The sequence below is a fragment of the Facklamia sp. P13064 genome (assembly GCF_050409425.1).
Classification (GTDB): domain Bacteria; phylum Bacillota; class Bacilli; order Lactobacillales; family Aerococcaceae; genus Facklamia.
On record NZ_JBNUPM010000014.1, the window covers coordinates 22217 to 47985 of the forward strand.

23 protein-coding genes and 3 pseudogenes are annotated in these 25769 nt (G+C 34.9%); 11 read left to right on the plus strand and 15 right to left on the minus strand.

The features are described from left to right. The first annotated feature begins 11 nt into the window (after window positions 1-11). From ACQV2S_RS06880 to rbsB, 3 genes are read left to right on the plus strand one after another with little or no spacing between them, the layout of a single operon-like run. Window positions 12-1493: a sugar ABC transporter ATP-binding protein gene (locus tag ACQV2S_RS06880; RefSeq protein WP_428874933.1), complete on the plus strand. Its 1482-nt coding sequence runs from the start codon at window positions 12-14 to the stop codon at window positions 1491-1493. Next, a complete protein-coding gene (locus tag ACQV2S_RS06885) occupies window positions 1493-2446 on the plus strand; it encodes an ABC transporter permease (RefSeq protein ID WP_428874051.1) in 954 nt (317 codons plus the stop codon). The genes ACQV2S_RS06880 and ACQV2S_RS06885 overlap by 1 nt, the downstream gene beginning before the upstream one ends. A 21-nt stretch (window positions 2447-2467) precedes the next feature. Further along, a complete protein-coding gene (gene rbsB, locus ACQV2S_RS06890) occupies window positions 2468-3394 on the plus strand; it encodes a ribose ABC transporter substrate-binding protein RbsB (protein ID WP_428885257.1) in 927 nt (308 codons plus the stop codon). A gap of 68 nt (window positions 3395-3462) precedes the next feature. Here the strand turns inward: rbsB and ACQV2S_RS06895 are convergent, their stop codons facing one another. The 3 genes from ACQV2S_RS06895 to ACQV2S_RS06905 all read right to left on the minus strand — a co-directional run bounded on the left by ACQV2S_RS06895 (window position 3463) and on the right by ACQV2S_RS06905 (window position 6491). Continuing rightward, entirely contained in the window at window positions 3463-4008 is a 546-nt protein-coding gene (locus ACQV2S_RS06895) for a GNAT family N-acetyltransferase (RefSeq protein ID WP_428885260.1), read from the minus strand. Between the two features lie 133 nt (window positions 4009-4141). After that, window positions 4142-6205 carry a heavy metal translocating P-type ATPase gene (locus tag ACQV2S_RS06900; RefSeq protein WP_428885262.1) on the minus strand — a complete coding sequence of 688 codons (2064 nt, stop codon included), beginning with the start codon at window positions 6203-6205 and terminating at the stop codon, window positions 4142-4144. Continuing rightward, window positions 6195-6491 carry a DUF6110 family protein gene (locus ACQV2S_RS06905; protein WP_428874047.1) on the minus strand — a complete coding sequence of 99 codons (297 nt, stop codon included), beginning with the start codon at window positions 6489-6491 and terminating at the stop codon, window positions 6195-6197. Before ACQV2S_RS06905 ends, ACQV2S_RS06900 begins: the two co-directional genes overlap by 11 nt. 703 nt (window positions 6492-7194) lie before the next feature. Between ACQV2S_RS06905 and ACQV2S_RS06910 the strand changes: the two genes are divergently transcribed. Beyond that, window positions 7195-8589: an alanine/glycine:cation symporter family protein gene (locus ACQV2S_RS06910; protein WP_428874938.1), complete on the plus strand. Its 1395-nt coding sequence runs from the start codon at window positions 7195-7197 to the stop codon at window positions 8587-8589. A gap of 325 nt (window positions 8590-8914) precedes the next feature. On the opposite strand, the gene dhaM is transcribed toward ACQV2S_RS06910, so the two are convergent. Genes dhaM through ACQV2S_RS06930 form a run of 4 tightly spaced genes read right to left on the minus strand, consistent with a single transcriptional unit; the run spans window position 8915 to window position 12059 of the window. Further along, window positions 8915-9289 carry a dihydroxyacetone kinase phosphoryl donor subunit DhaM gene (dhaM, locus tag ACQV2S_RS06915; RefSeq protein ID WP_428876344.1) on the minus strand — a complete coding sequence of 125 codons (375 nt, stop codon included), beginning with the start codon at window positions 9287-9289 and terminating at the stop codon, window positions 8915-8917. Beyond that, a complete protein-coding gene (gene dhaL / locus ACQV2S_RS06920; RefSeq protein ID WP_428876343.1) occupies window positions 9289-9867 on the minus strand; it encodes a dihydroxyacetone kinase subunit DhaL in 579 nt (192 codons plus the stop codon). Before dhaL ends, dhaM begins: the two co-directional genes overlap by 1 nt. A gap of 35 nt (window positions 9868-9902) precedes the next feature. Further along, window positions 9903-10892, minus strand: coding sequence for a dihydroxyacetone kinase subunit DhaK (gene dhaK, locus ACQV2S_RS06925; protein ID WP_428874942.1), 990 nt, complete (start codon window positions 10890-10892; stop codon window positions 9903-9905). Window positions 10893-10919: 27 nt separating this feature from the next. Next, the gene (locus tag ACQV2S_RS06930) at window positions 10920-12059 is read right to left on the minus strand and encodes a glycerol dehydrogenase (RefSeq protein ID WP_428881634.1); all 1140 of its coding nucleotides are present in this window, start codon (window positions 12057-12059) and stop codon (window positions 10920-10922) included. A gap of 177 nt (window positions 12060-12236) precedes the next feature. On the opposite strand from ACQV2S_RS06930, the gene dhaS reads away from it, so the two are divergent. Then, window positions 12237-12827: a dihydroxyacetone kinase transcriptional activator DhaS gene (dhaS, locus tag ACQV2S_RS06935; protein WP_428885263.1), complete on the plus strand. Its 591-nt coding sequence runs from the start codon at window positions 12237-12239 to the stop codon at window positions 12825-12827. Beyond that, the gene (glpK, locus tag ACQV2S_RS06940; RefSeq protein WP_428885264.1) at window positions 12827-14338 is read left to right on the plus strand and encodes a glycerol kinase GlpK; all 1512 of its coding nucleotides are present in this window, start codon (window positions 12827-12829) and stop codon (window positions 14336-14338) included. The genes dhaS and glpK overlap by 1 nt, the downstream gene beginning before the upstream one ends. A gap of 326 nt (window positions 14339-14664) precedes the next feature. Here glpK and ACQV2S_RS06945 read toward each other — a convergent pair whose 3' ends face one another. The 3 genes from ACQV2S_RS06945 to ACQV2S_RS06955 all read right to left on the minus strand — a co-directional run bounded on the left by ACQV2S_RS06945 (window position 14665) and on the right by ACQV2S_RS06955 (window position 15965). Continuing rightward, window positions 14665-14859: a helix-turn-helix transcriptional regulator gene (locus ACQV2S_RS06945; RefSeq protein ID WP_428874039.1), complete on the minus strand. Its 195-nt coding sequence runs from the start codon at window positions 14857-14859 to the stop codon at window positions 14665-14667. A gap of 3 nt (window positions 14860-14862) precedes the next feature. Beyond that, on the minus strand, window positions 14863-15174 hold the full coding sequence (locus tag ACQV2S_RS06950) for a hypothetical protein (RefSeq protein WP_428874038.1): 312 nt from the start codon (window positions 15172-15174) through the stop codon (window positions 14863-14865). 65 nt (window positions 15175-15239) lie between these two features. After that, entirely contained in the window at window positions 15240-15965 is a 726-nt protein-coding gene (locus ACQV2S_RS06955) for a hypothetical protein (protein WP_428885265.1), read from the minus strand. A gap of 56 nt (window positions 15966-16021) precedes the next feature. Between ACQV2S_RS06955 and ACQV2S_RS06960 the strand changes: the two genes are divergently transcribed. From ACQV2S_RS06960 to ACQV2S_RS06970, 3 genes and pseudogenes are all read left to right on the plus strand, one after another. Further along, window positions 16022-16363 (plus strand): helix-turn-helix domain-containing protein, encoded by a 342-nt coding sequence (locus ACQV2S_RS06960; protein ID WP_428875518.1) that lies wholly within the window; start codon window positions 16022-16024, stop codon window positions 16361-16363. Window positions 16364-16544: 181 nt separating this feature from the next. Next, on the plus strand, window positions 16545-16826 hold the full coding sequence (locus ACQV2S_RS06965; protein ID WP_428885266.1) for an IS3 family transposase: 282 nt from the start codon (window positions 16545-16547) through the stop codon (window positions 16824-16826). A 12-nt stretch (window positions 16827-16838) separates the two neighbouring features. Continuing rightward, window positions 16839-17294, plus strand: a pseudogene (locus tag ACQV2S_RS06970) (IS3 family transposase); the annotation flags it as partial. 202 nt (window positions 17295-17496) lie between these two features. Here ACQV2S_RS06970 and ACQV2S_RS06975 read toward each other — a convergent pair. Both ACQV2S_RS06975 and ACQV2S_RS06980 read right to left on the minus strand, forming a co-directional pair. After that, entirely contained in the window at window positions 17497-18672 is a 1176-nt protein-coding gene (locus ACQV2S_RS06975) for a hypothetical protein (RefSeq protein WP_428885267.1), read from the minus strand. Beyond that, entirely contained in the window at window positions 18659-19309 is a 651-nt protein-coding gene (locus ACQV2S_RS06980) for an ABC transporter ATP-binding protein (RefSeq protein ID WP_428885268.1), read from the minus strand. The genes ACQV2S_RS06975 and ACQV2S_RS06980 overlap by 14 nt, the downstream gene beginning before the upstream one ends. Window positions 19310-19551: 242 nt before the next feature. Between ACQV2S_RS06980 and ACQV2S_RS06985 the strand changes: the two are divergent. Continuing rightward, window positions 19552-20715, plus strand: a pseudogene (locus ACQV2S_RS06985) (IS256 family transposase). A gap of 295 nt (window positions 20716-21010) precedes the next feature. On the opposite strand, the gene ACQV2S_RS06990 reads toward ACQV2S_RS06985, so the two are convergent. Together ACQV2S_RS06990 and ACQV2S_RS06995 are read right to left on the minus strand one after the other, a co-directional pair. Further along, window positions 21011-21415, minus strand: a complete 405-nt coding sequence (locus ACQV2S_RS06990) for a phage holin family protein (RefSeq protein ID WP_428885274.1) — start codon at window positions 21413-21415, stop codon at window positions 21011-21013. A 191-nt stretch (window positions 21416-21606) separates the two neighbouring features. Then, window positions 21607-22710 (minus strand): peptidoglycan amidohydrolase family protein, encoded by a 1104-nt coding sequence (locus ACQV2S_RS06995; protein ID WP_428885270.1) that lies wholly within the window; start codon window positions 22708-22710, stop codon window positions 21607-21609. Between the two features lie 736 nt (window positions 22711-23446). Here ACQV2S_RS06995 and ACQV2S_RS07000 point away from each other — a divergent pair. Then, the gene (locus ACQV2S_RS07000; RefSeq protein ID WP_428874582.1) at window positions 23447-24976 is read left to right on the plus strand and encodes a DUF5067 domain-containing protein; all 1530 of its coding nucleotides are present in this window, start codon (window positions 23447-23449) and stop codon (window positions 24974-24976) included. Between the two features lie 108 nt (window positions 24977-25084). Here ACQV2S_RS07000 and ACQV2S_RS07005 read toward each other — a convergent pair. Beyond that, window positions 25085-25273: pseudogene (locus ACQV2S_RS07005) on the minus strand (IS3 family transposase); the annotation flags it as partial. Between the last annotated feature and the right edge of the window lie 496 nt (window positions 25274-25769).

The following is a 25769-nucleotide window of genomic DNA, read 5'->3' on the forward strand; positions in this document are numbered from 1 at the left end:
GGGGGAGTATTATGGAAATTCAAATGACTAATATCCATAAACAGTTTGCAGCCAACCAAGTCTTAAGAGGAGTAAACTTCGACTTAAGAAGTGGAGAAGTCCATTCACTAATGGGTGAAAATGGAGCTGGAAAATCAACTTTAATGAACATTTTAACCGGTCTATTATCAGCTGACCAAGGAAAGATTACCATTAATGGAAAAGAATCATTGTTTGATAATCCCAAAGATGCTGAAAATAATGGCGTTAGCTTTATTCATCAAGAATTGATAACTTGGCCAAAGATGACCGTCTTAGAAAACATGTTTATGGGGAAAGAGCTTACCAAATATGGCCTTTTCTGTGACCAAGCTACCATGAAATTAAAAGCTAAAACTATTTTGCAAGAATTAGGTATTCAGATTGATCTTGATGCCTTGATGGGAACACTCAGTATCGGTCAACAACAACTAATTGAAATTGCCAAAACACTGATGAACGATGCTTCTGTTATTATCATGGATGAACCGACAGCTGCTTTGTCAGACCATGAAATTGATACACTCTTTTCTATAATCCAAAAACTTAAGCAACAAGGAGTCGCAATTGTATACATCTCGCACCGCTTGAAGGAAATATTTCAAATAAGCGACCGTATCACTGTCATGCGCGATGGCATTTCGATTATGACTAAAGATGTTACCAACACGGATGAGAAAGAAATTGTTCGTGCAATGGTGGGTCGAGACATTGGGGATTACTATCCGAGTAAACGTTCAGAAGTTGGCCGTACACTTTTAGAAGTTAACAAGCTAACGGTGAGTGAAAAATTTGAGGATATCTCTTTCACTTTGAAACAAGGGGAAATACTCGGTGTGTCTGGACTGATGGGAGCAGGACGTACAGAAATTATGTCGGCTATCTTCGGCTTGCTTCCGATTGAGCGCGGAACTATTAAAATTAATAATCAGCCTGTGCTTCTCTCTTCACCACTTCATGCTATTAAACAAGGAATTGGTTACTTAACTGAAAACCGTAAAGAGGAAGGCCTTATTTTAGACTTTTCGATTAAAGAAAATATTGGAATCACTGCCTTTAAAGAATTTTCTAAAAACGGTTTAATTCACACCAAGGAAGAAGAAGATTTTGTGCAGTTACTCATCGAACGTTTGGCTATAAAGACAATGGATATGCATCTACCAGTGACTTCCCTATCTGGTGGGAATCAGCAAAAAGTGGTCTTAGCCAAATGGATTGCTGCTGGAACTCAAATTTTAATTTTGGATGAACCTACCCGTGGAGTGGATATCGGTGCTAAACGAGAAATATACTTGTTGATGCGTGAATTAACCGATCGAGGTGTTGGTATCATAATGGTATCAAGTGATTTACCTGAAATAATTGGAGTCAGTGACCGTGTGCTCGTTATTCATGAAGGAAAACTGAATGGCTGTCTGTCCCATGAAGAATTATCGGAAGAACGCATCATGACTTTAGCTACAGGAGGAAAATAATGGATAAAGTTGAAAAGAAATCATCGAAAAAGCAATTTGATTTAAGAAGATTAGGTCCAGTATTGGCCTTAATTGTTTTGTTTGTTCTCGTTACCCTCTTAAATCCAAATTTTATTAAAATAAATAATTTACTTAATTTGCTTAGACAAGTCTCAATTAATGCCTTTATAGCATTCGGTATGACCTTTGTCATTATCACTGGGGGTATTGACTTGTCGGTCGGCTCTGTCTTAGCTTTGTCAAGCGCGATAGTCGCATACTTAATGATGTATGGTATGAGCCCTATACTTGCTGTTTTAATTGGGGTCTTACTTGGGGGACTTTTAGGAGCAATTAATGGATTAATTATAACTAAGGGGAAGGTTGTTCCATTTATTGCTACCCTTTCAACTATGACTATCTATCGCGGATTAACTTTGGTACTAACGGGAGGAAATCCTCTCACTAAATTTGAAGGGGGGCAATTTTTTGAATCCATTGGAAGGGGGTATTTATGGAAAATTCCAGTGCCGGTTCTTCTAATGTTGGTTGTTTTTGGCATTCTCTACATGCTTTTGCATCGCACAACATTTGGACGGAAAACTTTTTCCGTTGGAGGAAATGAAAAGGCGGCTTATATTGCTGGAATTAATAGTCATCGAGTTAAACTTATTGTCTACACTATCTCCGGGGCTTTGGCTGCCACTGCAGGTTTAATCTTAACTTCACGATTAAACTCAGCGCAACCAACTGCTGGAGTCGCTTATGAAATGGATGCCATCGCTGCTGTTGTCATTGGTGGTACAAGTATGGCTGGAGGTCATGGTCGCATCATTGGAACCTTAGTCGGCGCTTTAATCATTGGTACGTTGAATAATGGTTTAAACTTACTTGGAGTATCTAGTTTTTATCAACAAATTGTTCAAGGTATCGTTATATTAATCGCTGTTCTATTAGATCGGAAAGAAAAATAACTATATAAAAGGAGCATTCAAATGAAATCTATAAAAAAAATTACTATCGCCTTGTTCGCTATTTTACCACTTGTTCTATTAAGTCTAACTGCTAAGCTACAGGTTAAGGCAGAAGAAGAATATACAATAGGTCTAGCAATTTCCACTACCAATAATCCCTTCTTCGTCGATTTACAAGAAGGTGTTGAAGAGGCTGCAAAAGAAATGGGAGCCACTGTTAAAATTGTTGACGCACAAGATGATGCAACAACACAGCTTAATGGACTGGATGACTTAATCACTCAAGGAGTAGATATTTTACTCATTAATCCCGTTGATTCCGATGCTATAGTCCCTGCTATTAAAAATGCTAATGAAGCAAAAATTCCTGTTATTACCATTGACAGAAACGCTGCAGAAGGTGAAGTTGTTTCATTAGTAGCCTCTAATAACTTAGATGGTGGTAAGATGGCTGCTGAATTCATTATTGAAAAGGTTGGAAAAGGTGCGAAAGTTATTCAATTAGAAGGTGTTCCAGGCGCTTCTGCAACAAACGAAAGAGGGGAAGGTTTTGAAGAAGGAGCCAAAGATCAATTAGAGCTTATCGCTAGTCAATCTGCTAACTTTAACCGTTCAGAAGGATTAACTGTTATGGAAAATCTTCTTCAAGCACACCCTGATGTTCAAGCTGTCTTTGCTCAAAATGATGAAATGGCTTTAGGGGCTATTGAAGCTATTAAAGCTGCTGGTTTAGAAGAAGAAATTCTCGTGATAGGATTTGATGGCAATGACGATGGTTTGGAAGCGGTCAAAGAAGGTGAATTGGCTGCAACAATCGCTCAACAACCTAAAGAAATGGGACATTTAGCGGTTGAAGCTGCCATCAATCATTTAAAAGGAGAAAAAGTTGAAGAATCCATTGCTTCTCCGTTAGAATTAGTAATTAAAGACACACTAGAAGAAAAATAATTCACTTTTCATTTAATAGTTTTAAGACCTCACGACACTTATTTAGTGCCCTGAGGTCTTCATTATTTTTACCCACCTATATTAGTATCTGTAGCATAATCCCTAAAATCATTTTCCACTAACTCATAGTCAACACTGGATTGGCTACAACCAAGTTGGTCGACCCATGAGTCATCGTTAATCCGCAACTTTTTAAACCCTAGTAGCTCATATACATGTTGGGCCCTAGTGTTTTGAAGATTAACATCTAAAATAATTTTTTGATAGCCTTGATTAAATAATTCTTTAATCAATAAACTCAGAATAATTCGACCCAGGCCTTTATTGCGATAAATTGCTTCACAAATCTTTATATGTATTTCTGTGACTTGATTCCCCAAGTTATCATAAAACATTTCACCAATTGATTGACCTTGATACTCAATGAGTAGGAGCCGACCTTTTTCATCGGTATAATTTTCAATCTTATCTTCGATTTCTTCGACTGATTTGCCTAATCCATTGGGAAAACCCAAATATTTCATTAGTTCCCCATCATTCCACCATTGACAGAGTTTGGCAGCATCTGCTATTTCTGCATCACGTATCCATAAATTTTTATACCTTACTTTCATAGAAATCCCCCATTTTAATACAGGGCTGCTTTAAATTAAACAGGCATTGCAATTGATATTCAGGTTTAACTAGGATAAGGCAAAGTAAATCTACCAGCTTTTTTAAGAGAAAGCGAATACTGGATTATTCCTTTTATCTTTTAAAACCTGACATACTTCTTAAAATTATGCCAGTCGTTGTCAAATTATGTAGGATTGATAGGGAACTTGGTGATAATAAATCAAAAACACCTAATAAAATGAGCCCACTATTAATCGCAATGGTTTGTTTAACATTTTTCTTTATTCTTTTATCTAATAAATGGCTAATTTCAGCCAATTCCATTAGACTTTCTAATTGATTATTTGATAAAACAAGATCACTTGTTTGTTTGCAAATATCAGCAGCATCATTCATAACTGCCCCTATGTCTGCAAGCGATAGTGCAGCAGAATCATTGAGCCCATCTCCAAGCATCATGACTTTTTTACCTGAACGTTTTTGTTCTTCAATGAACTGATATTTATCATTTGGTGACACTTCTGTTTGTAAATATTGAACGGATATATTATTCATAAGATTTTGAGTTCGCTCTTTGGTATCACCAGTAAGAAGCGCAACTTCTTTGCCCTTACTTTGTAACCATTGAATGACTTTGGCCGCTTGCGGACGAAGCGGGGTATCAATTAGAAAAAGACCAATTAATCTTCCGTTGTAACCAAGATAGAGTAGGTTGTATTGCTGTTCATAGTTATTAATAACGGCTTTTTGTTCTTCAGAAATAGCAATTTTTTTATCCGTCATTAAAAGATAACTACCAATGACTACTTCTTTTCCATCAATGGTTGATAAGATCCCGCGCGACGCAATATGATGGAGCTTTCCATGCATTTCATCATGGACAATAGCTTTTTCTTGGGCTTCGTTCACTACGGCTTTAGCCAATGGATGATGAATGTGTTCTTCTAAGCAAGCGCCCATTCGTAAAACATCTTCGGTTTCATAATCATCAAAAGAGACGGTTTTATAAACCTTAGGATCGGATACAGTTAAAGTCCCGGTTTTATCAAAGACAAACAGATCGATGTCATTATACTTTTCCACGACATCCATACTTTTAATTAATATTTCCTTCTCAACTGCTTCTTTAATTGCCGTTAAGTAAGAAATAGGAACCGAAAGCTTCAAAGCACAAGAGAAATCAACTAATAGAAACGATAGGGCTCTTCGCAAGGATCCAGTGAATAAATAGGTAAGAATGACACCTAAAAAATTGTACTTAACCAGATTGTCAGCTAGAGCAATATATTTAGTTTGTTGAGTGCCTTTTTGATTTTCTGATTGACGCATTAGAGACATCAATTCGTGGATACGGTAATTTAACGTGGTATTTGTAACGCGAATAGATAATTCTCCCGATTCGATCACTGTATTTGAAAAGACTTGATCTTCTTCTTGCTTAAGGATAGGGAAAAATTCTCCGGTAAGCGAACTTTCATTGACCATGGCTGAGCCAGCATCCACTACCCCGTCAAATAAAATTTCCTTTCCTTCAGACACGATTATAATGTCATTCAACTGAACTTCTTTAGCATTACGCTCAAGCTTATTCCCTTGACTGTCTAACAACCATACCGTTTTAGTAGGATCTTTCATACTGCTTTCCAAATCTGCAATTGACTTTTTATTGGTCCAGTCATTTAATTGATCACCCAATCCCATGATAAACATAATGGAACTAGCTGTTTTAGGCTGTCCAATCAATATGGCAGTTAAAATAGCAGCGCCATCTAAAACTTCCATATTTATATCCTGCGATACTAACGATTGAAGCGCTTTTTCTATATATTTAGTGGATAAATAAAGGGTATAGAGATACTGAATAGGTTGAGGTAGAAATAGACGTCTCAGCACAAACAGGCTCAGTTCCTTCGAAACAATCGCATAAGGCGTCTTTTCTTTGCGATAGGGCTCTTGTAAACATCTAATGATTTGATCTTCATTCAAACCATTTAAAAATTTGAGAGCGTGTGCCATCGAGTAATCTTTATGAACAAAGACAGCCATTGTCCTTTCATCATGATAAAAAACTATTTTTTGAATAGCTGGTTGGAGTTGAGCCTCCTCCTTAATCATTTCTCTAACGGATAACGTTAGTAAAAAAGAACACTTAACTCTTACTCGACTTTTGTTTTGATGACAAATTTTAAACTTCATTAGCGCCTGCTATATCCTCAATGCTATCGGCTTGCTCTTGCTGTTTTTGGGCAAGATAAATTTCTTGAGCATCTGACAAAACGTCATCAGTATGTTGTTTAATTGTTGATACATTCGCATCAAGCTCATCTTTTAATTGATAAGATTTTGCGATTACATGAGCATAAGTTTCTTTAGCTTTTTTACTCGTTAAAACTTTTAACCCTAGTGTTCCAAATAGAGCTCCTCCGAGGAATAAACCAGATGATTTGCTGATTTTTGTGGCCTTTTTTAAATTCTTTAACATTTTAAATCCTTCTTTCTATTTATATTTAAATAATTATAGCACTGATAAAAGTAAGTTTCAATTAATGGGTCCAAGGCTCAATTCTTATTCGTGTCCACAAGTGATAATGTTTGCTTTTAGTTTTGACAAAACTCGTTCCCATACGCTCTAAAGTTAGACATAAATAATTGTTAAATCAAACAGATGCGCAATCATTTTATAGTAAATCAGCTTAGATTCAAATTGAGAAGTTAAAAATAGAATGACTTATCGATAGAACCAGCCATTAATAGGAGCGTTATGATGACCTTGGGCTTTTGATTCGATCTTTTAAATTATGGCCACTGCAATGGATTAGTGTGTTTTTTCTTAGATTAGGTAGTGACTTGTCCCTTAGTGGATTATTATTTTGTGGAGTAGTTTTAGCAAAACAGACCCATTCTTAGTTTAAATTCAAATAGATATACAGTTTAATTGTTAAGTACTGTTTCTTTCCTATTTTATTCACTTTTTATTTCGTTACGCTACCCTAAAATTGCAATTAGGCTTGCTGAAGTAAGCTTTGTCAATTGATCAATCTTTCACAAAAACACTTTTATTTCATTTGAATTTTTGCTAATTTTTTTTAATTCGAAAAAAATGGTTTCGTTTTCATAAAAATCATTGACTTGCTATACCCTTTTATCATACAATTTAGTTAAATAAAAATTTAGGAGGGGAAGAGATGAATTCTTTAGTCAGTTATTTTGTGAAAAATATCACTCATTTGAGTGATTTAATGTGGTCCAGTGTTCTTTTGTATATTCTTATAGCGGTCGGTATTTTTTATACTTTTTATCTTGGCTTTCCGCAATTTCGTTATTTTGGAACAGCGTTTAAAGAGACTTTTGGCGGCGTTTTTGGTAAAAAGGAAAAAGAAGAAGCCGGTACCATGTCTTCATTCCAAGCCCTAGCAACAGCCATTGCTGCTCAAGTCGGAACAGGTAATGTTGCTGGGATTGCTACAGCTATTATGGCAGGAGGACCTGGTGCTATTTTCTGGATGTGGATGTCTGCTTTTGCTGGCATGGCTACAATTTTTGGCGAGGCCGTTTTAGCTCAGAAATATCGTGAAGTGCGTGATGATAACTTTGTGGGAGGGCCTGCCTTTTATATCAGTAAAGGGATAAAACAAAAAACCTTAGGCAAATTCTTAGCCGGCTTCTTCTCAGTAGCAATTATTATTGGCTTAGGATTTATTGGGAACTTAGTGCAATCAAACTCGATATCTGCCGCTGTCAATGAGGCTACCGGTATTAACCCAATTATCGTTGGTGTTTTGATAGCAATTGCAGCTGCTTTAGTTTTTATGGGTGGTATGAAACGGATTGCTAACTTTGCCGAATTAGTTGTGCCATTCATGGCTGCTTTATATATTATCGGCGTCATCGTCGTAATGGTTCTCTATAAAGATCAAGTCGGTCCTGCTTTTAAATCGATTTTTGTGGAAGCTTTTAAACCTACATCTATGATGGGTGGAGCGATTGGTGTCACCGTTAAACAAGCCATTCGATACGGGGTCGCAAGGGGTCTCTTCTCAAACGAAGCAGGTATGGGTTCTACACCACATGCCCACGCAGTGGCCAACGTAAAACATCCTGCTGAACAAGGTTTAGTAGCGATTGTTGGTGTTGTCATTGATACGCTCGTTGTTGGAACCGCTACTGCAATGGTAATTCTCGTTACCGGCGCTCATGAAAAAGGGTTAGAGGGGGCTTTAGTCACGCAAGAAGCTTTTTCTTCCGCTTTTGGTACGTTAGGTACATCCTTTCTAGCTCTTTGTTTAACCTTTTTTGCCTTTACCACTATTGTAGGTTGGTACTATTTTGGAGAAACCAATATTCGTTACTTATTTGGTAAAAAAGGGCTTTTACCTTATCGTATTATCGTCATTTTCTTTATCGTTTTAGGATCATCACTCACTAAGAAAATCGACTTTGTTTGGACCATGTCAGACTTCTTTAACGGGCTGATGGTCTTTCCAAACATGATTGCTCTCCTTTTATTAGCGCCTCAAGCTAAACGGATTCTAGATAGCTATAAAGCGCATCAGCTCTATAACCGGGAGGATTTAAGTTAGTTTTATTAAAGTATAAAAAGGCCTCTGAAGTTGAATTCAAATCAACTTTGGGGGTCTTTAAATATAATCCAAATATCAATTCTTGTAATATTCGCAAACTATGTGTAATAAAAATCCCACTAATTTAAAAAATAGATAGGACCAGTTCTTTAAAAAAATAATTGAAAAACTCTAGCTCTCCTACTCTTTAGGATGCGGCTAGAGTTTTTAGCGCGGTGCTGCCATTAAAGTTAAACCCTCACTATTTTCTCCAAGTATTTAGCAATCTAGGGAAAACATTTTAAGCTACTGATGATTTTCTTTACAAATAAATAAACTTTATCCGTTATTTTACCATATGCATTTCTTCTAGTTGTGCCTCGATATTTTCTTGATCGACACCGGCTTGTAATAAAGTTGCAGCGGTATATGCTCCTTCTACGACTGGAACATCATATATTTTGATTGTTTTATCACTCATTTCCATAGCGATTTCTAGATTCATTTTTGCACTACCTAGATCATAAAAAGCCAATAAATTTTCAGCTGTGTTTTTATTGATGGCTGCTAAAGCGGTATCAAAGTTCGTCCCTATTTCGTTTTGATCAATACCACCTACTACTTGCACATCAACATCTGCTGCTGCTTGTTGAATCAAACGATGAATTCCTTCCGCAATCTCATGAACATGTGAAACAATCACAATTCCAGTTTTTTTCATTATTCTGCCTCCGCTTCTAGCATTGCGTGAAATAATAAGCCTGAGGAGTAAGCTCCTGGATCAATATGGCCAATAGATCGATCTCCCACATAAGAGGCTCGTCCTTTTTTAGCTTTTAATGGTTGCGTTGCTTCCACTGCTTCATCAATTAATTCGTGGGTTAATTGATGAGTCTCAACTGCTTCTACAACAGCTATCCATAAATCTACCATTGTTTTGTCGCCTTGTTCTGCTTTTCCACGCTTTTGAATCGTTTCTAACCCAGCTTTTAAAACACTTGCCCAGTCTTCAGCTGCTGATTCAGCTTTCATCATGCCCATAAAGGCTGACCCATATAGTGGCCCAGAGGCTCCACCGACTTTACTTAGCATATTTTTCATCATTAATTGAAGCAATTCATTCAACGTTTTTGGTTTTTCGTCTTCAATCGCTTTAATTACATGGGTCATGCCACGAGACATATTATTTCCATGGTCACTATCGCCAATAGGTGTGTCTAATTGTGTTAAATAGTCTTTTTCGTTTTGAATTTTTTCATTGAATAATTCCATCCAACGAATTCCAGTCTCTAGATTCATTTAAAAGATTCACCCTTTCATTTTATAAAATAATCTTACCAATTAATGGTATCAACTGGTGCTTCAATAGCTTTCAAATAGAATGCTTCATCTAAGCGAAGCAAAGTTAAGGATAAACCTTGCATATCTAACGAAGTCATTAAATTGCCTACTTTCGAAAACGCAATCGTCAGATTCTTTTCTTTCATTATCCTTTGCACATCATTTGCAAATACATATTGTTCCATTAATGGCGTTCCACCTAAACCATTCACGATTATTGCAAAGCGATCATTGGCTTTGGCATCAAACTCTTTTAGTAATTTTGTAAGTAATTCTTGGGATAAATCCTGTGAACTCTGCAATTTTTCTCGTCGATATCCCGGTTCGCCATGAATACCTACGCCATACTCGATTTCATCATCCGCTAAGGTAAAACTTGCTTCATCGCTCCCGGGCGTAGTGACCCCTGTTAATGCGACTCCAATCGTTTTTATATTTGGGATAAGATTTTCCGCTAATTTTTTAATCTCTTCAATGGTTTGCCCTTGTTCAGCAGCATACCCTAATATTTTGTGAACAAAGACCGTTCCTGCAACGCCACGTTTTCCCTGGGTGTAGAGACTATCTTCGACAGCAATGTCATCATCAACTACGACACTCTCTACTTTTATTCCTTCCATCTCAGCTAATTCCTGAGCCATCTCAAAGTTCATAATATCCCCTGAATAGTTCTTTATAACGAGAAAGACACCTGCCCCCTCATCTGCTTCTTTAATTGCTTGTAAAATTTGATCGGGCGTTGGAGAAGTAAAGACTGCCCCACAAACAGCTGCTGATAACATTCCTCTTCCAACAAATCCAGCATGTGCAGGTTCATGTCCGCTTCCTCCACCAGAAATAATAGCCACTTTCCCGGTTTTTTCTAAAGTTCGTTGAATAATTCCTGTTTCAGGAATTCTTTTAAGCAATTTTGAATGACTTTGTACCATTCCATTAATCATCTCATCAACAATATTTTCTGGTTTATTTATTATTTTTTTAATCACGCTAGATTCCTACCTTTTTTAAATTTATTTTGCTTGTTTTTTTGCTTTATAATCGCGACCCATCGCATCCGCTGCAATAATTGCATTTGCAACGGCTTCTTCTGTGATTTCAAAAGGCATTGAATGAATGGATTCTTCTGGGATACATGCTTTTTTAGCTACTTTTAGAATTTCTTGGTAATTAACTTCTTCGACATCTAAGTCCGCTAGAGATACTGGTAACCCAACAGAAATATTAAAGTCTAATAATTCTTCGACTTCTGATTTTGGTGCGTCTTCGAGCACTAATTGAACAAAGGTTGTAAAAGCAACTTGTTCCCCATGGTAATAATTTCCTGGCCCTTCTAAAACAGTTAAGCCATTGTATATTGCATGAGCAGCTGCTAATCCTCCCGATTCAAAGCCTAAGCCAGATAATAAGGTGTTTGCTTCTACGATATCTTCTAAAGCTTGTGTAACAACGTTCTGATCAGCCGCAATTTTTGCATCGTATCCTTTTTCTAGAACCACTTTTAAACTTTTTTCAGCTAGTGTCATGGCTGCAATTGTTCCTTTAGCAGGTCCTGTAGCCCCAGTACGATAACCATTTGGCAAACCAGCATTCACATTTGAATTGGATTGACGAGTCGCTCGAGCTTCATAATAAGTTGCCAAAGTATCGCCCATACCAGCTACTAGGAATCGACTCGGTGCCTGTGCAATAACGGTAGTATCCATCAAAACAACATCTGGGTTTTTGCTAAAGTAAGCATAATCATCAAATTGATGATCGGCCGTATATAAGACAGCAGAGTGACTCGTGGGCGCATCTTGAGCTGCAATCGTCGGGCAAATAATAATATTCTGTCCTTCCGCTACAACTTTGGACGTATCGATTGCTTTTCCTCCCCCCAATCCTACAATAACATCAGTGCCTTTTTCTTTTGCTAATTTTTTCAATCGTTCGACTTCTTCGCGTGTGGCTTCGCCACCAAAATCTCCTCGATGTAATTGAACCTTATAGGTTTCAGCTGTTTGATCCAGCTTGGCTTGTACACGATCAATATCTGCTTTATTTCCTATAACGAGGGCAGATTCACCTAAAGACTGAATATAAAATCCTAAATTCAATAATTCATCTTCACCTTGTACATACTTACTTGGACTAATAAATGCTTTTCTCATTCTTATTCCTCCTGTATCTTTTAAGCTTCTTCTTCTCCACTAAATTAATGGTAACAAGTAAGCGCTATCAATTCAACAGACAAAAACCTTCGTCTGTCCGTTTGGTTTCAGATTTGCTCTGTCGTATACTGATACTATCAAATACTGTTTTATTTTTAATAAAAGGAGTTTGCCTGGATGAAAGAAAAAACAGATACACAAGAAATCATCGCTCAATCATTTCGAGAATTAACACTAAAAAAAGAAAGGGATAAAATTTCAATCACCGATATAATGAAACAAGCAGATTTTCGTCGTCAAACTTTCTATGATTATTTTGATGACAAATATGATTTAGTTACCTGGATTTTTTCGCATGAACTCTACCAATCCATTCAATCAATAATGGATTGGCAAAATTGGGAAGAAATCTTATGGCAACTATTAACTTATCTTGAAACAAACAATAAATATTATCGAAAAATCTTCCTCGATATAAAATTAGATTCTTTTAAAGAATATTTTATTTACTCCATTAAAAAAATAATCAAACAATTAGTAGATGATTATTTCAAAGAGCAGTTTCTTTCGTTAGAAAAAAAGCAAATGATTCAAACAGCTACAGATTTTTATAGCTATGGTCTCTCTGAAAGCCTCTATCATTGGGTCTTAGAAAATTGTGAACCAAACAGTAAACACTACCATGCGATGCTCGTAAAGCTTGTAAACTGTCGAAGCAAATCGAATGAACACACTACTATTTTATCAGGGAAAGGAAAGGATAAGTAATGGCAGAATATATATTATCAATTGATCAAGGAACAACGACGACACGTGCTTTTATTATTGATCGCAAAGGAAATTATATTGGAACAGCGAGTCGAAAATTCCAACAAATTATCCCACAAACTGGATGGGTAGAACACGATCCGAATGTTATTTGGGAAACTGTATGTCATGTTATTGAAGAAGTTATCCAAAAATCTGGGGTTAATTATTCTCAAATCAAAGCACTTGGACTAACGAATCAACGTGAAACAACTGTTGTTTGGGACAAGATAACAGGTGAGCCGATATATAATGCCATTGTTTGGAGTTCTAACCAATCATTAGCTACAATTAATCAATTGAAATCCAGTAAAAATGAAGAATATATCCATAAAACCACCGGACTGATTATGAGTCCCTATTTCTCAGCCAGTAAGATTCGTTGGATTCTAGATTATCATACTGGAGCGCAGGTTGATGCTGAAAAAGGAGCATTACTTTTTGGGACCATCGATAGTTGGATTGTTTGGAAATTAACTAAAGGAAAGTTACATATCACTGACCATACGAATGCTTCAAGAACCATGCTCTTTAATATTCATCGTTTAGAATGGGATGATGAATTGCTTAAGCTTTTTAATATTCCAAAAGCAATGTTACCCAATGTTTATCCCAGCTCTCATTACTATGGCGAAACAAGTTCTGAACTTTTCCATGGAGTAAAAATACCCATTACAGGGGTAGCTGGGAATCAACAGGCTTCTTTAGTTGGTCAACTTGCTTTTCAATCTGGACAAGTTAAAAGTACTTATGGTCAAGGGACATTTATTGTTATGAATACCGGGACTGAAGCCAAATTATCAAACAATCATTTACTTACAACCATTGCCTATTCGATCGATGGTCAAATTAATTATGCTTTAGAAGGGGCTGCTTTAATTTCTGGAAGTGCCATTGAATGGTTAAAAGACGGTTTAGAATTATTTGAAACGATTGAAGATTCAGAAAAGCTAGCTCTCATGGCAAATCCAAAGTCTTCCGTCTATTTTCTTCCAACTTTTAAAGGAATTGAAGCTCCTTATTGGGAAACGAATGTCAGAGGGGCTATTTTGGGCATGGATGACTATACGACTAAAAGGGAACTTGTCCTTGCTACTTTTGAATCATTAGCTTACCAAGTCTATGACATTATTGATTTAATGGAATCAGATACTGGAATTGCGCTGGATGTTTTACATGTTGATGGTGGCGTTGCTCAAAATAACTTATTCATCCAATTTCAAGCCGATATTCTTAATAAAACAGTTGAACGCGTTGAACGTTTAGAAACAACCGGTTTAGGTGCTGCATATCTGGCTGGATTAGCTGTGGGTTACTGGAAGGATTTAGATGAATTGAGAGCTTTAGTATCCGAGAACGAAGTTTTCCAACCAAATATGAGTCAAACCGATCGCTTTAAAAAACTGAATGGATGGCACAATGCGCTTAAAGCTGTTCGATATTATTCTCAGTTAAGTCAAGATTTCTTTTAATAAAGAACACGAATGAATTTAAGTGGATTTCAAAAATAGCTAAGAAAAAGTTCTTAGCTATTTTTAGAAAGTTCTTAATCTTATCTAAAATACTTTATTATTATTTCTATCCTCAACGACTGATTGAACGCCTCTAAAATTTATGGTGTCGATGGAGCCATTCGATTCATTGACACCATTTTTATTTTTAATAAAAAAGTCAATGAATCGCTACCATTAAGCTTCCACAAATAAAGCTAGGAGCATTCACAAAACTAATTCTTATATACGAATGATTATGGAATTAAAGTAGCAGTTATCTATATGCTACATCAATTTCCAGAAATCTACTGATCACTAATAAAAAGTTCATCAACCATTGTATCTAAATGCTTTGCCATATTAAAAGCAAGTTGTAGACTCGGATCGTATTTGTTATTTTCAATTGCATTAATTGTTTGTCTGGTAACATTGCACTTATCCGCAAGTTGGGCTTGAGACCAACCCTTCTTAATTCTTAGTTCTTTGATTTTATTATTCATAGATTAACTGAACTTTCTAATTTTTAGTCTTAAATCTATTAAAAATATAATGCAGATTACCGCTAATTCAATTAACGGGTTAGAATGGTAATTGTTAAATCCAACATTATTTTGATAAATCATATACATTGATTCAAAAAATAATATCACAATCCCAATAATGAATGTCTCAGTCGATGCTTCATGTATAATTTTTTGCCTTCTTTCATCCCCTTGCTTAAACACTTCTAGCATCGTCCATATTATTGCTAAAATACACAGAATAAAAACAATTATAAATAACCATAAACCCCAAAAAGTATTTCCCATTTCCATTATTATCTCTCCTTATATGTAAAATTGTTTTGACATATATAACTTAATTCATTTATCCAAAAATGTCAAATTGTTTTTACATTTATAGTTCGTTTAATAACTACCCATAGAGCAATCATCAAGCTAACTATAGCTAATAGTACAATAAAAGCATTATTGCTCTTATTTTCTTCTACTTTAACAAAGGTTTTTGTTTCTTCAATTTTCTGTTTCGGATTCTTTCTATCAGATGGTTTAGGTGACAATTCTGTAATCTCAGAGTTTTCTCCTAAGCGAATGTCACTTTCTAACTTATCAACCATGTCCCCATTTTCATTAACTTCTCGTCCAGCTAATAATTTCTTATTCAATTCTTCAATACTTAATTGATTCTTTGCTAATGCAGCAATATAACGATTCTTTCCAACAAAAATAGTAATGGTAGTTGGAGCTGAATCTGAGTATTTATTTTTGACAGTTAATTCATAAATACCTGGTTTATCATACGTGTTTTTTCCATTGCCTACTGTATTTGAACGTACACTACTTGAAACACTGCCGTCATCATTTTTAGTGATTTCTTTTCTTACAACATCTAAAGTTAAATACTTTGATTGAGTAAAATCAACCGTAAAACCGTTATCTGTATAGGCGCCATCCTTTAATTCAGCCCCAGATTCTATATCTCTTGGAAATGCCATTGTATTTCCATTTCTAATTGAGAAGGCAAAATTAATTTTATAATTAGTATAAGAAGGTAGAACATCCACCGATAAAATTTTTCGTGGATTGTTAATAATTTCATAATTCAAGGTAACTTCGTAGTCACCTTCTTGATAAATTTGAATTGGATAGAGGGGTTCTTTTTATGTCTAAATATTCAAAAGGATTTAAAATCAAATTAGTGAATGAATATCTTGATGGAACGACCGGTGGTCGTGATTTAATAGCAGAAAAGTATAGAATTCCATCTTCTACAGTTAGAAATTGGATAGAGATGTATGAAAACCATGGCTTCGAAGGATTTAATAAAAAGCTCAATAAAATAGAATATAGTGGCAAATTTGAGTTGTCTGTCATAAAATATAGGCAAATACATGAATGTTCCTATCAAGAAGCTGTTGAAAAATTCGATTTGCCTAACGGATTGCTGATATGTAATTGGAATCGAATTTATCAAAAAGAAGGTTTCTCAGGCTTGAACAAATAAAGCGGAAAGCCGAGAAAAAAATATGACTGATAAAAGAAAAAAGAAGAACCCGAAGCAAGGAAAAGACGCAGATCATTTAGACTTACTTGAAAAATACCCTCAAACTCAAATAGTTGAATGACTTAAGATTAGTAGTTTACCTAAATCAAGCTTTTATGACTGGAAGAAAGAGTTCAAGCTAATGATTGATCCGGATACTCAAATCAAGCTGGAAATTAGAAAGATTATTAAAGCGTCCAAAGAACGTTACGGATACCGTCGAGTCAGTTTAACGTTAAGAAAACTGGGTTATATTGTTAATCACAAGAAAGTTTTGCGAATGATTAGAGAAGAAAATTTGCTTTGTGATAAGTTTAATACTCAAAGCAGAAAATACAGCTCATATAAGGGAACTGTCGGTAAAATCGCAGACAACATCGTTACTCATCAATTTAATGTTTCGGCAGCCAATAAATTATGGTGAACTGATGTCACCGAATTTCGTTTACCGGGTCAGGAAAAAAGACTGTATCTTTCACCTATTTTAGATGCGTTTAACGGAGAAATAGTCACTTATAATTTAAGTTATAGACCTGATATTCGCATGACAAATACGATGTTAGATCAAGCTCTTCAAACAAGAAACATTGAATCTAATTTAATCATTCATTCGGATCAAGGCTTTCACTACCAGCATAAATCATGGATGTCAAAGCTCACAAAAAATGGCGTCACTCAAAGCATGTCTCGAAAAGGAAATTGTTTGGACAATTCTCCGATGGAGAATTTCTTCGGAATTCTTAAACAAGAGATGTTCCATGGTGTCACATTTAACTCTTATGCTAATTTAGAGAAAGAAATTAAAAGTTATATCCGTTGGTATAACGAAGAAAGAATTAAAGCAAAATTAAACGGCTTGTCTGCTGTTGAATACAGGTTACAAACCGCTTAATAATTAAATATTAAATTTTTGTCCGTATTTTGGGGTGCACATCATTAATAGAAGTCTTTTCTAAGTTATGTTGAAATGCTTAGTATACTTATAAATCCTCTATCATTTTTTAGCTGTATTTACACCTTCTTGACCTTTTCTAAATAATTGATAATCTAGAATTCTCTATATTTTTGATATGACTTTGTAGTTAAATATGAATTTATTCATTCTTAAAAAGTTGTGTTATTGAATGAAGTCTTTTAGATTTAATTAATATTATCAATACTATCAGAAAAAGATTAACTATGCTTACTAGCAAGAGACCATTTTGATAAGTAATGGCTTGGTTCACATTCTCATAAGCAAGTTGTTGGGTAATGACACGGGTAGCGAAGAAATAGGTGGTTGGAATAAAATGCATGACCTTAGCCAAAGGCGCAATATTTCCTGTTAATAAGATTCCCCCAATCAATGTCAAGCCAGAAACGAAGAGGGTAATTAATTTTTCCTTAGTCAATATAGCAATCAGATAGACCCAGATAACCGTCATAAGGATAGTAAAAGCATGCATGACACTTGTCTGCGCGATTAAACGCCAGACTGGAAGGGTCTCTATGTATGTGTCCGTATAGATTGAAATCGGATATTGATAGGATGAAAAACCATTAACCAGACCAGCTACAATGAAGAACAATCCGAAGCTTACTCCATATACCAAAAGGGAAATTAAGTAAATTTTAACTAATTTATCTAATTGCCAAGTCACCTGGTTCACTGGAAATAGGTCTTCAAGGTCTATTTGATCATAAAATTGACGGGTAAAGCTGTCGCTTAATAAAGTAATCAAACATAAGATAAAAATAATTGGAAAGACGGTATCAAGCATTCTGTATAGAAAAGTATAACCACGACTCTCTCCTCCTTCAAATTCAGGAGGTAAGTTAAGTCCTTGCAATATTTTGTAGCGCTGATACTTTCCATAGGTATTACGAATATAATTTTCATCAAATTTATGAATTTTTGACTCTATGTCAGCTAATTCATTCCTTTCCATTAATTCAACTTGAATCGCAAGGGCTTCCGACCAATCACCGACCTTCGCTCGATCGATTGCTTTAAGGTTTTGAGCGATATTTTGTTTTAGGGACTCTTGTGCTTCAAAAATTTTATTTCTGTCTTTGGAATTTAGATCACCGGATAGAGTATCCTCATAATCACTGCTAATATATTGCATTATTTCATTATTATCATCTAGTGAGGCAATAAATCCTACTTTGCTTTCTGAAGAAGTATTCATTACCAGTAGAAAAGCCATTACCAAGATACTGACAGACAAGGGCAACCAGTTAAGTCTAGCCTTAAAGATTTGTTTCAAATAAAGGTTAAATGGCTTCATGATGGCTAACCTCTCTTTCTTCTAATTGATGGCCCTGGATAGAGTATATCTTGTCGCAAAGATTAAGAAAATCCACTTGTTCATGGGTCGCTATTAAGAAAGCCTTTCCTTCATCACGTTGTGTTTGGAGATAGCTTTTAAATTGATTAAGACTCTCATAATCTAAACCATTAGTTGGTTCATCCATTAGCCAATAAGTAGGATTGGTTACTTCATATAATGATAATACTAACTTTTGTTTCATACCGAGCGAGTACTTATAAATCGGTTGTTTGATGTAATCGTGACTTTGCCATCGATTAACCGCCCTTTCGATTAGGTCTGGATCAGCTTGCCAGACTTTATTATAAAGCTTTAAGTAATCCATTCCCGATAGATTTTTATCCAACCAATTGACCGACTCAAAATAAAAAACTGCCTGCTTAAAACTTTTACCCCTAAGTTGTCGATCTTCAATGTCGAGACTGATCTGCCCTTGAGTTTCTTTCCTTAAACCTGCAATCGTCCTTAACAAGGTCGATTTCCCACTACCATTAGGACCCGTAAGAGCTACCAATGAGTAAGGAAAGATTGTAAAATCCGCAGTAAATAAGGGGATCTGATGATTTTTGATTGTTAGATTGCTTATGCTTAACATAATAGCTCCTTTTGATTTAGTAAAACTCTTATTTACAAAAGTATCTAAACTCTATTTTAAATTATTTATTCCAATTAGTGTACTCAAGTTCTCAATATAATTTATAAGCTAAATTTTACACCATTTAGTTTGTAGTTTGATTGAGTCAAGTCCATATAATTGTGTAAAAGTAAAAAAGGTCATGAAACGTCCTTTTACGGTACAATGTTTTTGACTAAGAAAACATACCCAGGAGGACTGTCATGACCCAAATACATTTTACTTTAAATCCAGAAGAGATTCAAAAACTTATTAATCGTTCGGTTTCTGATGATCTTGCCAAAAACTTACTAACAACGGTATTTAATCAACTGATGGAAAACCAACGCGATCAATACATTGGTGTTGGTGAGTTTGAACGCGGTGAAGAACGTGTGAGTCAACGTAATGGCTACTACGATAGAACGTACACAACGCGAGTGGGTACTCTTACTCTTCGTGTCCCACGCTCAAGGGATGGTCAGTTTTCAACAGATATCTTTGAAAGATATCAAAGACATGAAAAAGCTCTTTTAGCGTCTATGCTCGAGATGTATGTTTCAGGTGTTTCGACTCGAAAAGTCAGCCAAATCGTCGAAGAACTATGTGGTAAACAAGTCTCTAAGTCCTTTGTTTCTAATCTTACTAAAGAATTAGACGAGGTTGTCAAAGCATAGCAAACTGCACCTTTTGAGAAAAGCTATCCCTATCTCATGACAGATGTGCTTTATATTAAAGTGCGTGAAAATAATCGAGTTGTTTCTAAAAGCTGCCATATCGCCATCGGTTTTAGTGAATCTGGAGAAAGAGAAGTCTTAGGATTTCTCATCCAAGATGGTGAGAGTGAACAAACATGGACACATTTCTTCGAGTACTTAAAAGAACGTCATTTACAAGGTGTTAAACTCATTATTTCCGATGCCCATAAAGGCCTTGTAACAGCCATCAAAAAAGAATTCACGAATGTATCCTGGCAAAGGTGCCAAGTACATTTCTTACGAAACATCTTCGCCAGCATTCCAAAGAAAGATTCTCAGCTCTTTCGAGAGCAAGTTAAAGCCGTGTTTCGAATGACTAATCTTGAAGAAGCACGAAAACTAAAACAAGAAATCCTTGAGGAATTTGAGATACAAGCCCGATATGCGAAAGCATGCCAAGTTTTGGATGAAAGTTTTAAAGATGGATTCCAATATGTCGCTATTGGAACAGCCCACTCTCGATGACGAAGTACAAACCTTTTAGAACGATTGAATCAAGAAGTACGTCGTAGAGAGAAAGTGGTACGAATCTTTCCAAATGTCGACTCAGCTAATCGATTAATTGGCTCTGTATTAATGCACATCCACGAAGAATGGATTACTTCTTCAAGGGCTTATATGAGGCTTTAATGGTGATGAACATTGTACTAAGTTATTTTACACAAGATTATGGACTTGACTCTGATAACTTTTTTTAATTTACTATATTAACTTCAGTATAAACCTTTACTTATTATACTTATAAATACTTGATGATTATTCGGTGAGATGTAAAAGGTATCTTCATTTTGTAATCATTGATAGTGAATCAGAAAACTTTATGACCAATCATAAAGATGCACCATTAAAAGTAACATAAAAAACAAATCATTCTCTTGAATTGCATAGAATTGAATCTACATTTTTTTAATTACAAATTTAAACTTTATCTATCTTTATTTCTATATGAATTATCAATTGTCATTGTCACTTTATTTAAATCAATTTTAGTTCCTTCTCTATTTAGTTTGTCAAAGTACTTAGTTACAAAGTTTGGTAACGGAATACCTGATTGTCCAAGGTTTTCTACAACTGAAATCCCATATGTTACTATATAGAATACTATAAAACTTGTAGATATTGACTCAAATCCTAACACCTCAAGTAACGGGCAAACGGAAATCACTAACATAACAACTAGTAGATGCTTTACCAACCCCTGTAATCCTTTTGTAGAATTTGCGATACCACTTAAAAAACTTTTTGCATAGCCAGTAACAAAATCAAAGACTACTAACCAGACAAAAATAACTATGTAAGGATTGTTATTTATTGACTTATAAATAATGATTAATTTTTCTAACTCAAATTAATTATCCATTTAAAATATCCTCTCTATAAAACTAATATTTTTATTTATAATTTTTTATGAATTACCCTATACAGATTACTTTAAAATGAAAGACGCTTATTAGTTAATGTTCACTCGAACACTAATAAGCGTCTTTGTTATAAGATAGTATGTTTCAAAGTTATTATTTTTTAAGATATACTTCCCACCATAGGCCCTACAACTCCATTATTATATGCTCGAATAGGTACATATCTGCGAGTGCCTGAATAAGAAATATAGCTAATCCAAACATGCTTGTTAGTAATATAAACCGAATCATAATAAACAGATTCTCCTGCAGATAAGCTTGCAGCTACAGGTGAATTTTTTTGATAATTATTATAAATATTAACCTCTTGATTCGCAGTAAATCGAGCGCTCTCAGAATATGATTTTACTAGAGTTTCATTACCTGTTGGAGGGATCGGCTGAGGGGTTGGAGTGTTATTTTCAGCACCTCTTAATCGATAACAATGTAATGGACCATTTCCATAATAACCTTCTAAAGGAGTAATAGCTATACCATTTGATCCGTAATTACAATGAATGATTCTATCATTTGAAATAAATACCCCAGTATGTCCGTATTCATTTAATGATCCTCCTTTAACTCCAGCAACAAAGATATCTCCATAACGTGCTTGTGAACGACTAATTGGAATCAATAGTGATCCTTCTTGCTGATAAAGAGTCTCAGTATTTCCTAACCAACTTCCTTGAGGTAGAAATCCACCTGCAATTAGTGCTGAGTATACTGCTGATGAACAATCGTACGAAGTTGGTCCTGTTCTATGATTCATGCTATATGTTACTTTCCCAATTCGTTCCATGAACCACTGCACTACAGCATCCAAGTTGTTTTGCTTAGGCGAAGGGGTTGGAGTAGGTTGAGTTCCATCATTCTTGCTGACAATTAGAACATCTCCAGGATGGATTATAGAACTAATTGTCAAACCATTCAAAGAACATAATTCGTCTAATGTTAGACCGAATTTATTAGCAATTCCCCATAAGCTATCACCACTTACCACAGTATATGTTTTAACAGATCCTGAATTGTTTCCATTTCCTCCAGGATTTATTGTCGTGCTGCCTTTCTTAACTATTAGTCGATCACCAGGATGAAGCATGTGATCCGCTGAAAGATTAATAAGTTTTAACAATTCATCAATACTAATTCCAAATTTTTGTGAAATCCCCCAATAGGAATCTCCAGATTGTACGATATAATAAGAATTTGTATCTTGATTCATATTTGTTGATTCTCCTTTAAAATTAATATACTAACGACGAGCGGATGTTTGACTAGCTGTCAATTTTTCCCGCAAACCGTCGGACATTCATAAGCTTCGACAAAAATTTTTGTTGTTTCTTCAGGTTCTTGATGACTAATAAAAAATCCTTAAAAGTCACCTTATATGCAAAATCGTACAACGAATTAATATTCTAATCATAGCAATTTACGACTTCATATTATATTCACTTTAATTGTATATAGAAATTTACTAGATCTAAACCATTTGTATATGGCCAATTAGTTAAATTAGTTACTGATATACACTGACCAATTTCATATCCACAACGATTTCCATTAATTTCTGGATTACTAGAATTCTAGCAACATCTTCTCAAGACCATCCATATTTAATCAGATAATTGCAAATAATTCTTGCATTGTTTTCCATATCCCACATCCTTACATTTAATTTCAGTCTTTTAATAGCTATTAATTCGACTAACAATAACACGGAGGAAATTAAAAAAAATTAATGGAAATACTATCTTGATTAAAATTTAATTTTTCAACTCTTAAGCTAGACTATTATTATTCATGCTTAATTTTTTGATATTCAATCTAAACTTTATTTTATCAAACAGTAAAAAGTTAATAGTCTCTTCATACGTAATACTTCAATAATTATTAGTGATAAAAAAAGAAGTTTATGTTAAAATATAAATAATAAAATTAAAAATAAAAGGAGCTATATTATGTCAATAAAAAGAAGATTATTATCTACCCTTTCTATCATGTCTCTTGTGGCAGCTAGCTTACCTATATATACCTATGCGCAGGAAACGAGTGAAGCAAACCAAACTGAGGTTGAAACACCAGACAAAGGTCTAAGCTTTACTTATGAAGAAGCCGCTAAAAGAGTGGATGAGGATTTTTATGATCAATACCTCTCTTCATTACATTACTATGGAATAACAGATGAAATGCTAGCAACACTTCCTGAAGGAACAGTTCGTGAAGCAGCCATTCAATATTTAATGGAATTACCGACTGGTGGAGATATCTCCATGCCTTACGCACATTTCAAAAAGTTATATCCGACTTTTGTTTCCATTACACAAACATCTTCAGAGCAGAAAGAACCAAATTCAACAGATAAAGGACTATCCTATACTTATGAAGAAGCAGCTCAAAAAGTAGATCAAGGATTCTACGATGAATATCTATATTCTCTCCATTATTATGGTGTAACAGATGAAATGCTGGCAAAACTTCCAAAAGGCGCTGTGCGTGAAGCAGCTATTCAATACTTAATAAAACTACCGACCGGTGGAGATATTACCATGCCTTACAACAATTTCAAAAAGTTATATCCTGAAATCTTCAGCCAATCAGATTCTAAGCCAAACAATCAGAGCCAAACAGAAAGCGATAATAAAAAAGAGGACTCAATTAAACATGAAAAACTTACTCAGCATTTGAATGAGCAAAGAGTAGATTCTGAAGCTGAGAAAGAAGCTTTACCTCTTAATTACACTTTTGTAAGTGAAACTGGCGAATATACCATTAAATATGTTTCATTATTAGCACCTGCTTCTGCTGGCAATCAAGACCAAGAATTACCAATGCTCGTTGTAAAATATGAATTTGAAAATACTTCTGATCATAAAGTGATGGATTATGCCCACACTTGGGACCAACAGGTTTTCTTCTCTCAATCTCAACAAGATTCAACGATTAAATTAGAACCAGGGAAGTATCAATTAGATCCTAATCAAGAAGTTTTTCCTAAGTATGAAGAAGTAGATTCTGGCGAAAAAACAAGAGTAACCGCTTACTATCAACTAATGGACAGTGAATCGCCTTTAAACATTTCAATTTTAGAAAATGAAACGATTGCTGATTTCGATCTCAACATCGAAGATTTACTGAATCTGCCAAACCAAAGCTCCCTTTATTTAAATGATAGTAACCAAGGCTATCTTTTTGACTTTGATACTATTTATTTATTAAATCCAAGCCAAAACTTAGCGGATCAATTAGAGTTTGAAATTCAAAATTTTTCTGATTTTGAATTGTCCGAAGAAGCTAAACTCCAAATGGCAAAAATCACTGAAAGCCAAACTAATGTTATCAAATTAGAAAATATCAACTACTGTGTAACTGAAGAGGAACAAATTGAAGTCATCAATGAAGATGAGGAAGTCCTGTTGACTCTGCAATCTCAATCAAATTGGGAGACCTTTAAAGACCTTAATGATCAGATGTATCAAATAGTTCAATAATCTTTATTTAGTACTTATACAAAAGAAGCTAACTCTTTATAATAATATCCTGCCAAATTTCAATTTAAATGGCTCTATGTCAAATAATGTTGGTAGGGCTTCAGACGACTAACTTCTGTTGGTCGTCTTTTTTGTTAAGCAGATTTTTGTATAAACTGATACTAGATTATGTTTTTTTATCATGCGACCAATTTTTCGTCTTGATAAAGTTATACCCATCTTATTCAGTTCATTTCTTATTCGTCTTGTACCAAAGCTTTTTCTACTCGTATTAAACGTATGTATAATGATAGTTTCTAATTCCGAATCATCTTTTTAAGATTGGTATTCTTTCTTTTTATTGAATCATAATAAGTGCTTCTTGGTATTTTTAGGACTTAGCACATTACTGATACGCAATAGTGAGGAGCATTCTTCTGAATGACTTCTCTTTTCGTTACATGATCAGCGCGGCTTGCTTTAAACTATCATTTTCCACTTTCAATGGTGGATTTTCTTTGCGTAATTTTCATAGCTTTTTTTTATCATCTGTTAGATGATCAACTGTATTGAATGAACCACTATTTTGATGATTCTTCATCTATTTATCTAATACCAGAGATGTTAAATCATACTCTCTAACATTATCGGATTTAGATTTTCCATTTCAAATAATCACACTATTTGAAGTTTAAATTCAGGGATAAATGTTTTTCTTGTTCTTGCCATAATAAAATCGTCTACACTTAATTTAACAATGGGGCTGTATCATAAGTCCATTTTTGCTATAACCTTTAAAATAAGACCCGAGATA

Excerpts from the sequence above, each read along its gene's own strand:
- ACQV2S_RS06885 (WP_428874051.1), top strand. The coding sequence starts at position 1,493 with ATGGATAAAGTTGAAAAGAAATCATCGAAAAAGCAATTTGATTTAAGA.
- rbsB (WP_428885257.1), top strand. The coding sequence starts at position 2,468 with ATGAAATCTATAAAAAAAATTACTATCGCCTTGTTCGCTATTTTACCA.
- ACQV2S_RS06930 (WP_428881634.1), bottom strand. The coding sequence starts at position 12,059 with ATGAGAAAAGCATTTATTAGTCCAAGTAAGTATGTACAAGGTGAAGAT.
- dhaS (WP_428885263.1), top strand. The coding sequence starts at position 12,237 with ATGAAAGAAAAAACAGATACACAAGAAATCATCGCTCAATCATTTCGA.
- ACQV2S_RS06880 (WP_428874933.1), top strand. The coding sequence starts at position 12 with ATGGAAATTCAAATGACTAATATCCATAAACAGTTTGCAGCCAACCAA.
- ACQV2S_RS06950 (WP_428874038.1), bottom strand. The coding sequence starts at position 15,174 with ATGGAAATGGGAAATACTTTTTGGGGTTTATGGTTATTTATAATTGTT.
- ACQV2S_RS07000 (WP_428874582.1), top strand. The coding sequence starts at position 23,447 with ATGTCAATAAAAAGAAGATTATTATCTACCCTTTCTATCATGTCTCTT.
- ACQV2S_RS06965 (WP_428885266.1), top strand. The coding sequence starts at position 16,545 with ATGATTGATCCGGATACTCAAATCAAGCTGGAAATTAGAAAGATTATT.
- dhaM (WP_428876344.1), bottom strand. The coding sequence starts at position 9,289 with ATGAAAAAAACTGGAATTGTGATTGTTTCACATGTTCATGAGATTGCG.
- ACQV2S_RS06975 (WP_428885267.1), bottom strand. The coding sequence starts at position 18,672 with ATGAAGCCATTTAACCTTTATTTGAAACAAATCTTTAAGGCTAGACTT.
- ACQV2S_RS06895 (WP_428885260.1), bottom strand. The coding sequence starts at position 4,008 with ATGAAAGTAAGGTATAAAAATTTATGGATACGTGATGCAGAAATAGCA.
- ACQV2S_RS06905 (WP_428874047.1), bottom strand. The coding sequence starts at position 6,491 with ATGTTAAAGAATTTAAAAAAGGCCACAAAAATCAGCAAATCATCTGGT.
- ACQV2S_RS06980 (WP_428885268.1), bottom strand. The coding sequence starts at position 19,309 with ATGTTAAGCATAAGCAATCTAACAATCAAAAATCATCAGATCCCCTTA.
- ACQV2S_RS06995 (WP_428885270.1), bottom strand. The coding sequence starts at position 22,710 with ATGAATCAAGATACAAATTCTTATTATATCGTACAATCTGGAGATTCC.
- ACQV2S_RS06910 (WP_428874938.1), top strand. The coding sequence starts at position 7,195 with ATGAATTCTTTAGTCAGTTATTTTGTGAAAAATATCACTCATTTGAGT.
- glpK (WP_428885264.1), top strand. The coding sequence starts at position 12,827 with ATGGCAGAATATATATTATCAATTGATCAAGGAACAACGACGACACGT.
- ACQV2S_RS06960 (WP_428875518.1), top strand. The coding sequence starts at position 16,022 with ATGTCTAAATATTCAAAAGGATTTAAAATCAAATTAGTGAATGAATAT.
- ACQV2S_RS06945 (WP_428874039.1), bottom strand. The coding sequence starts at position 14,859 with ATGAATAATAAAATCAAAGAACTAAGAATTAAGAAGGGTTGGTCTCAA.
- ACQV2S_RS06900 (WP_428885262.1), bottom strand. The coding sequence starts at position 6,205 with ATGAAGTTTAAAATTTGTCATCAAAACAAAAGTCGAGTAAGAGTTAAG.
- dhaL (WP_428876343.1), bottom strand. The coding sequence starts at position 9,867 with ATGAATCTAGAGACTGGAATTCGTTGGATGGAATTATTCAATGAAAAA.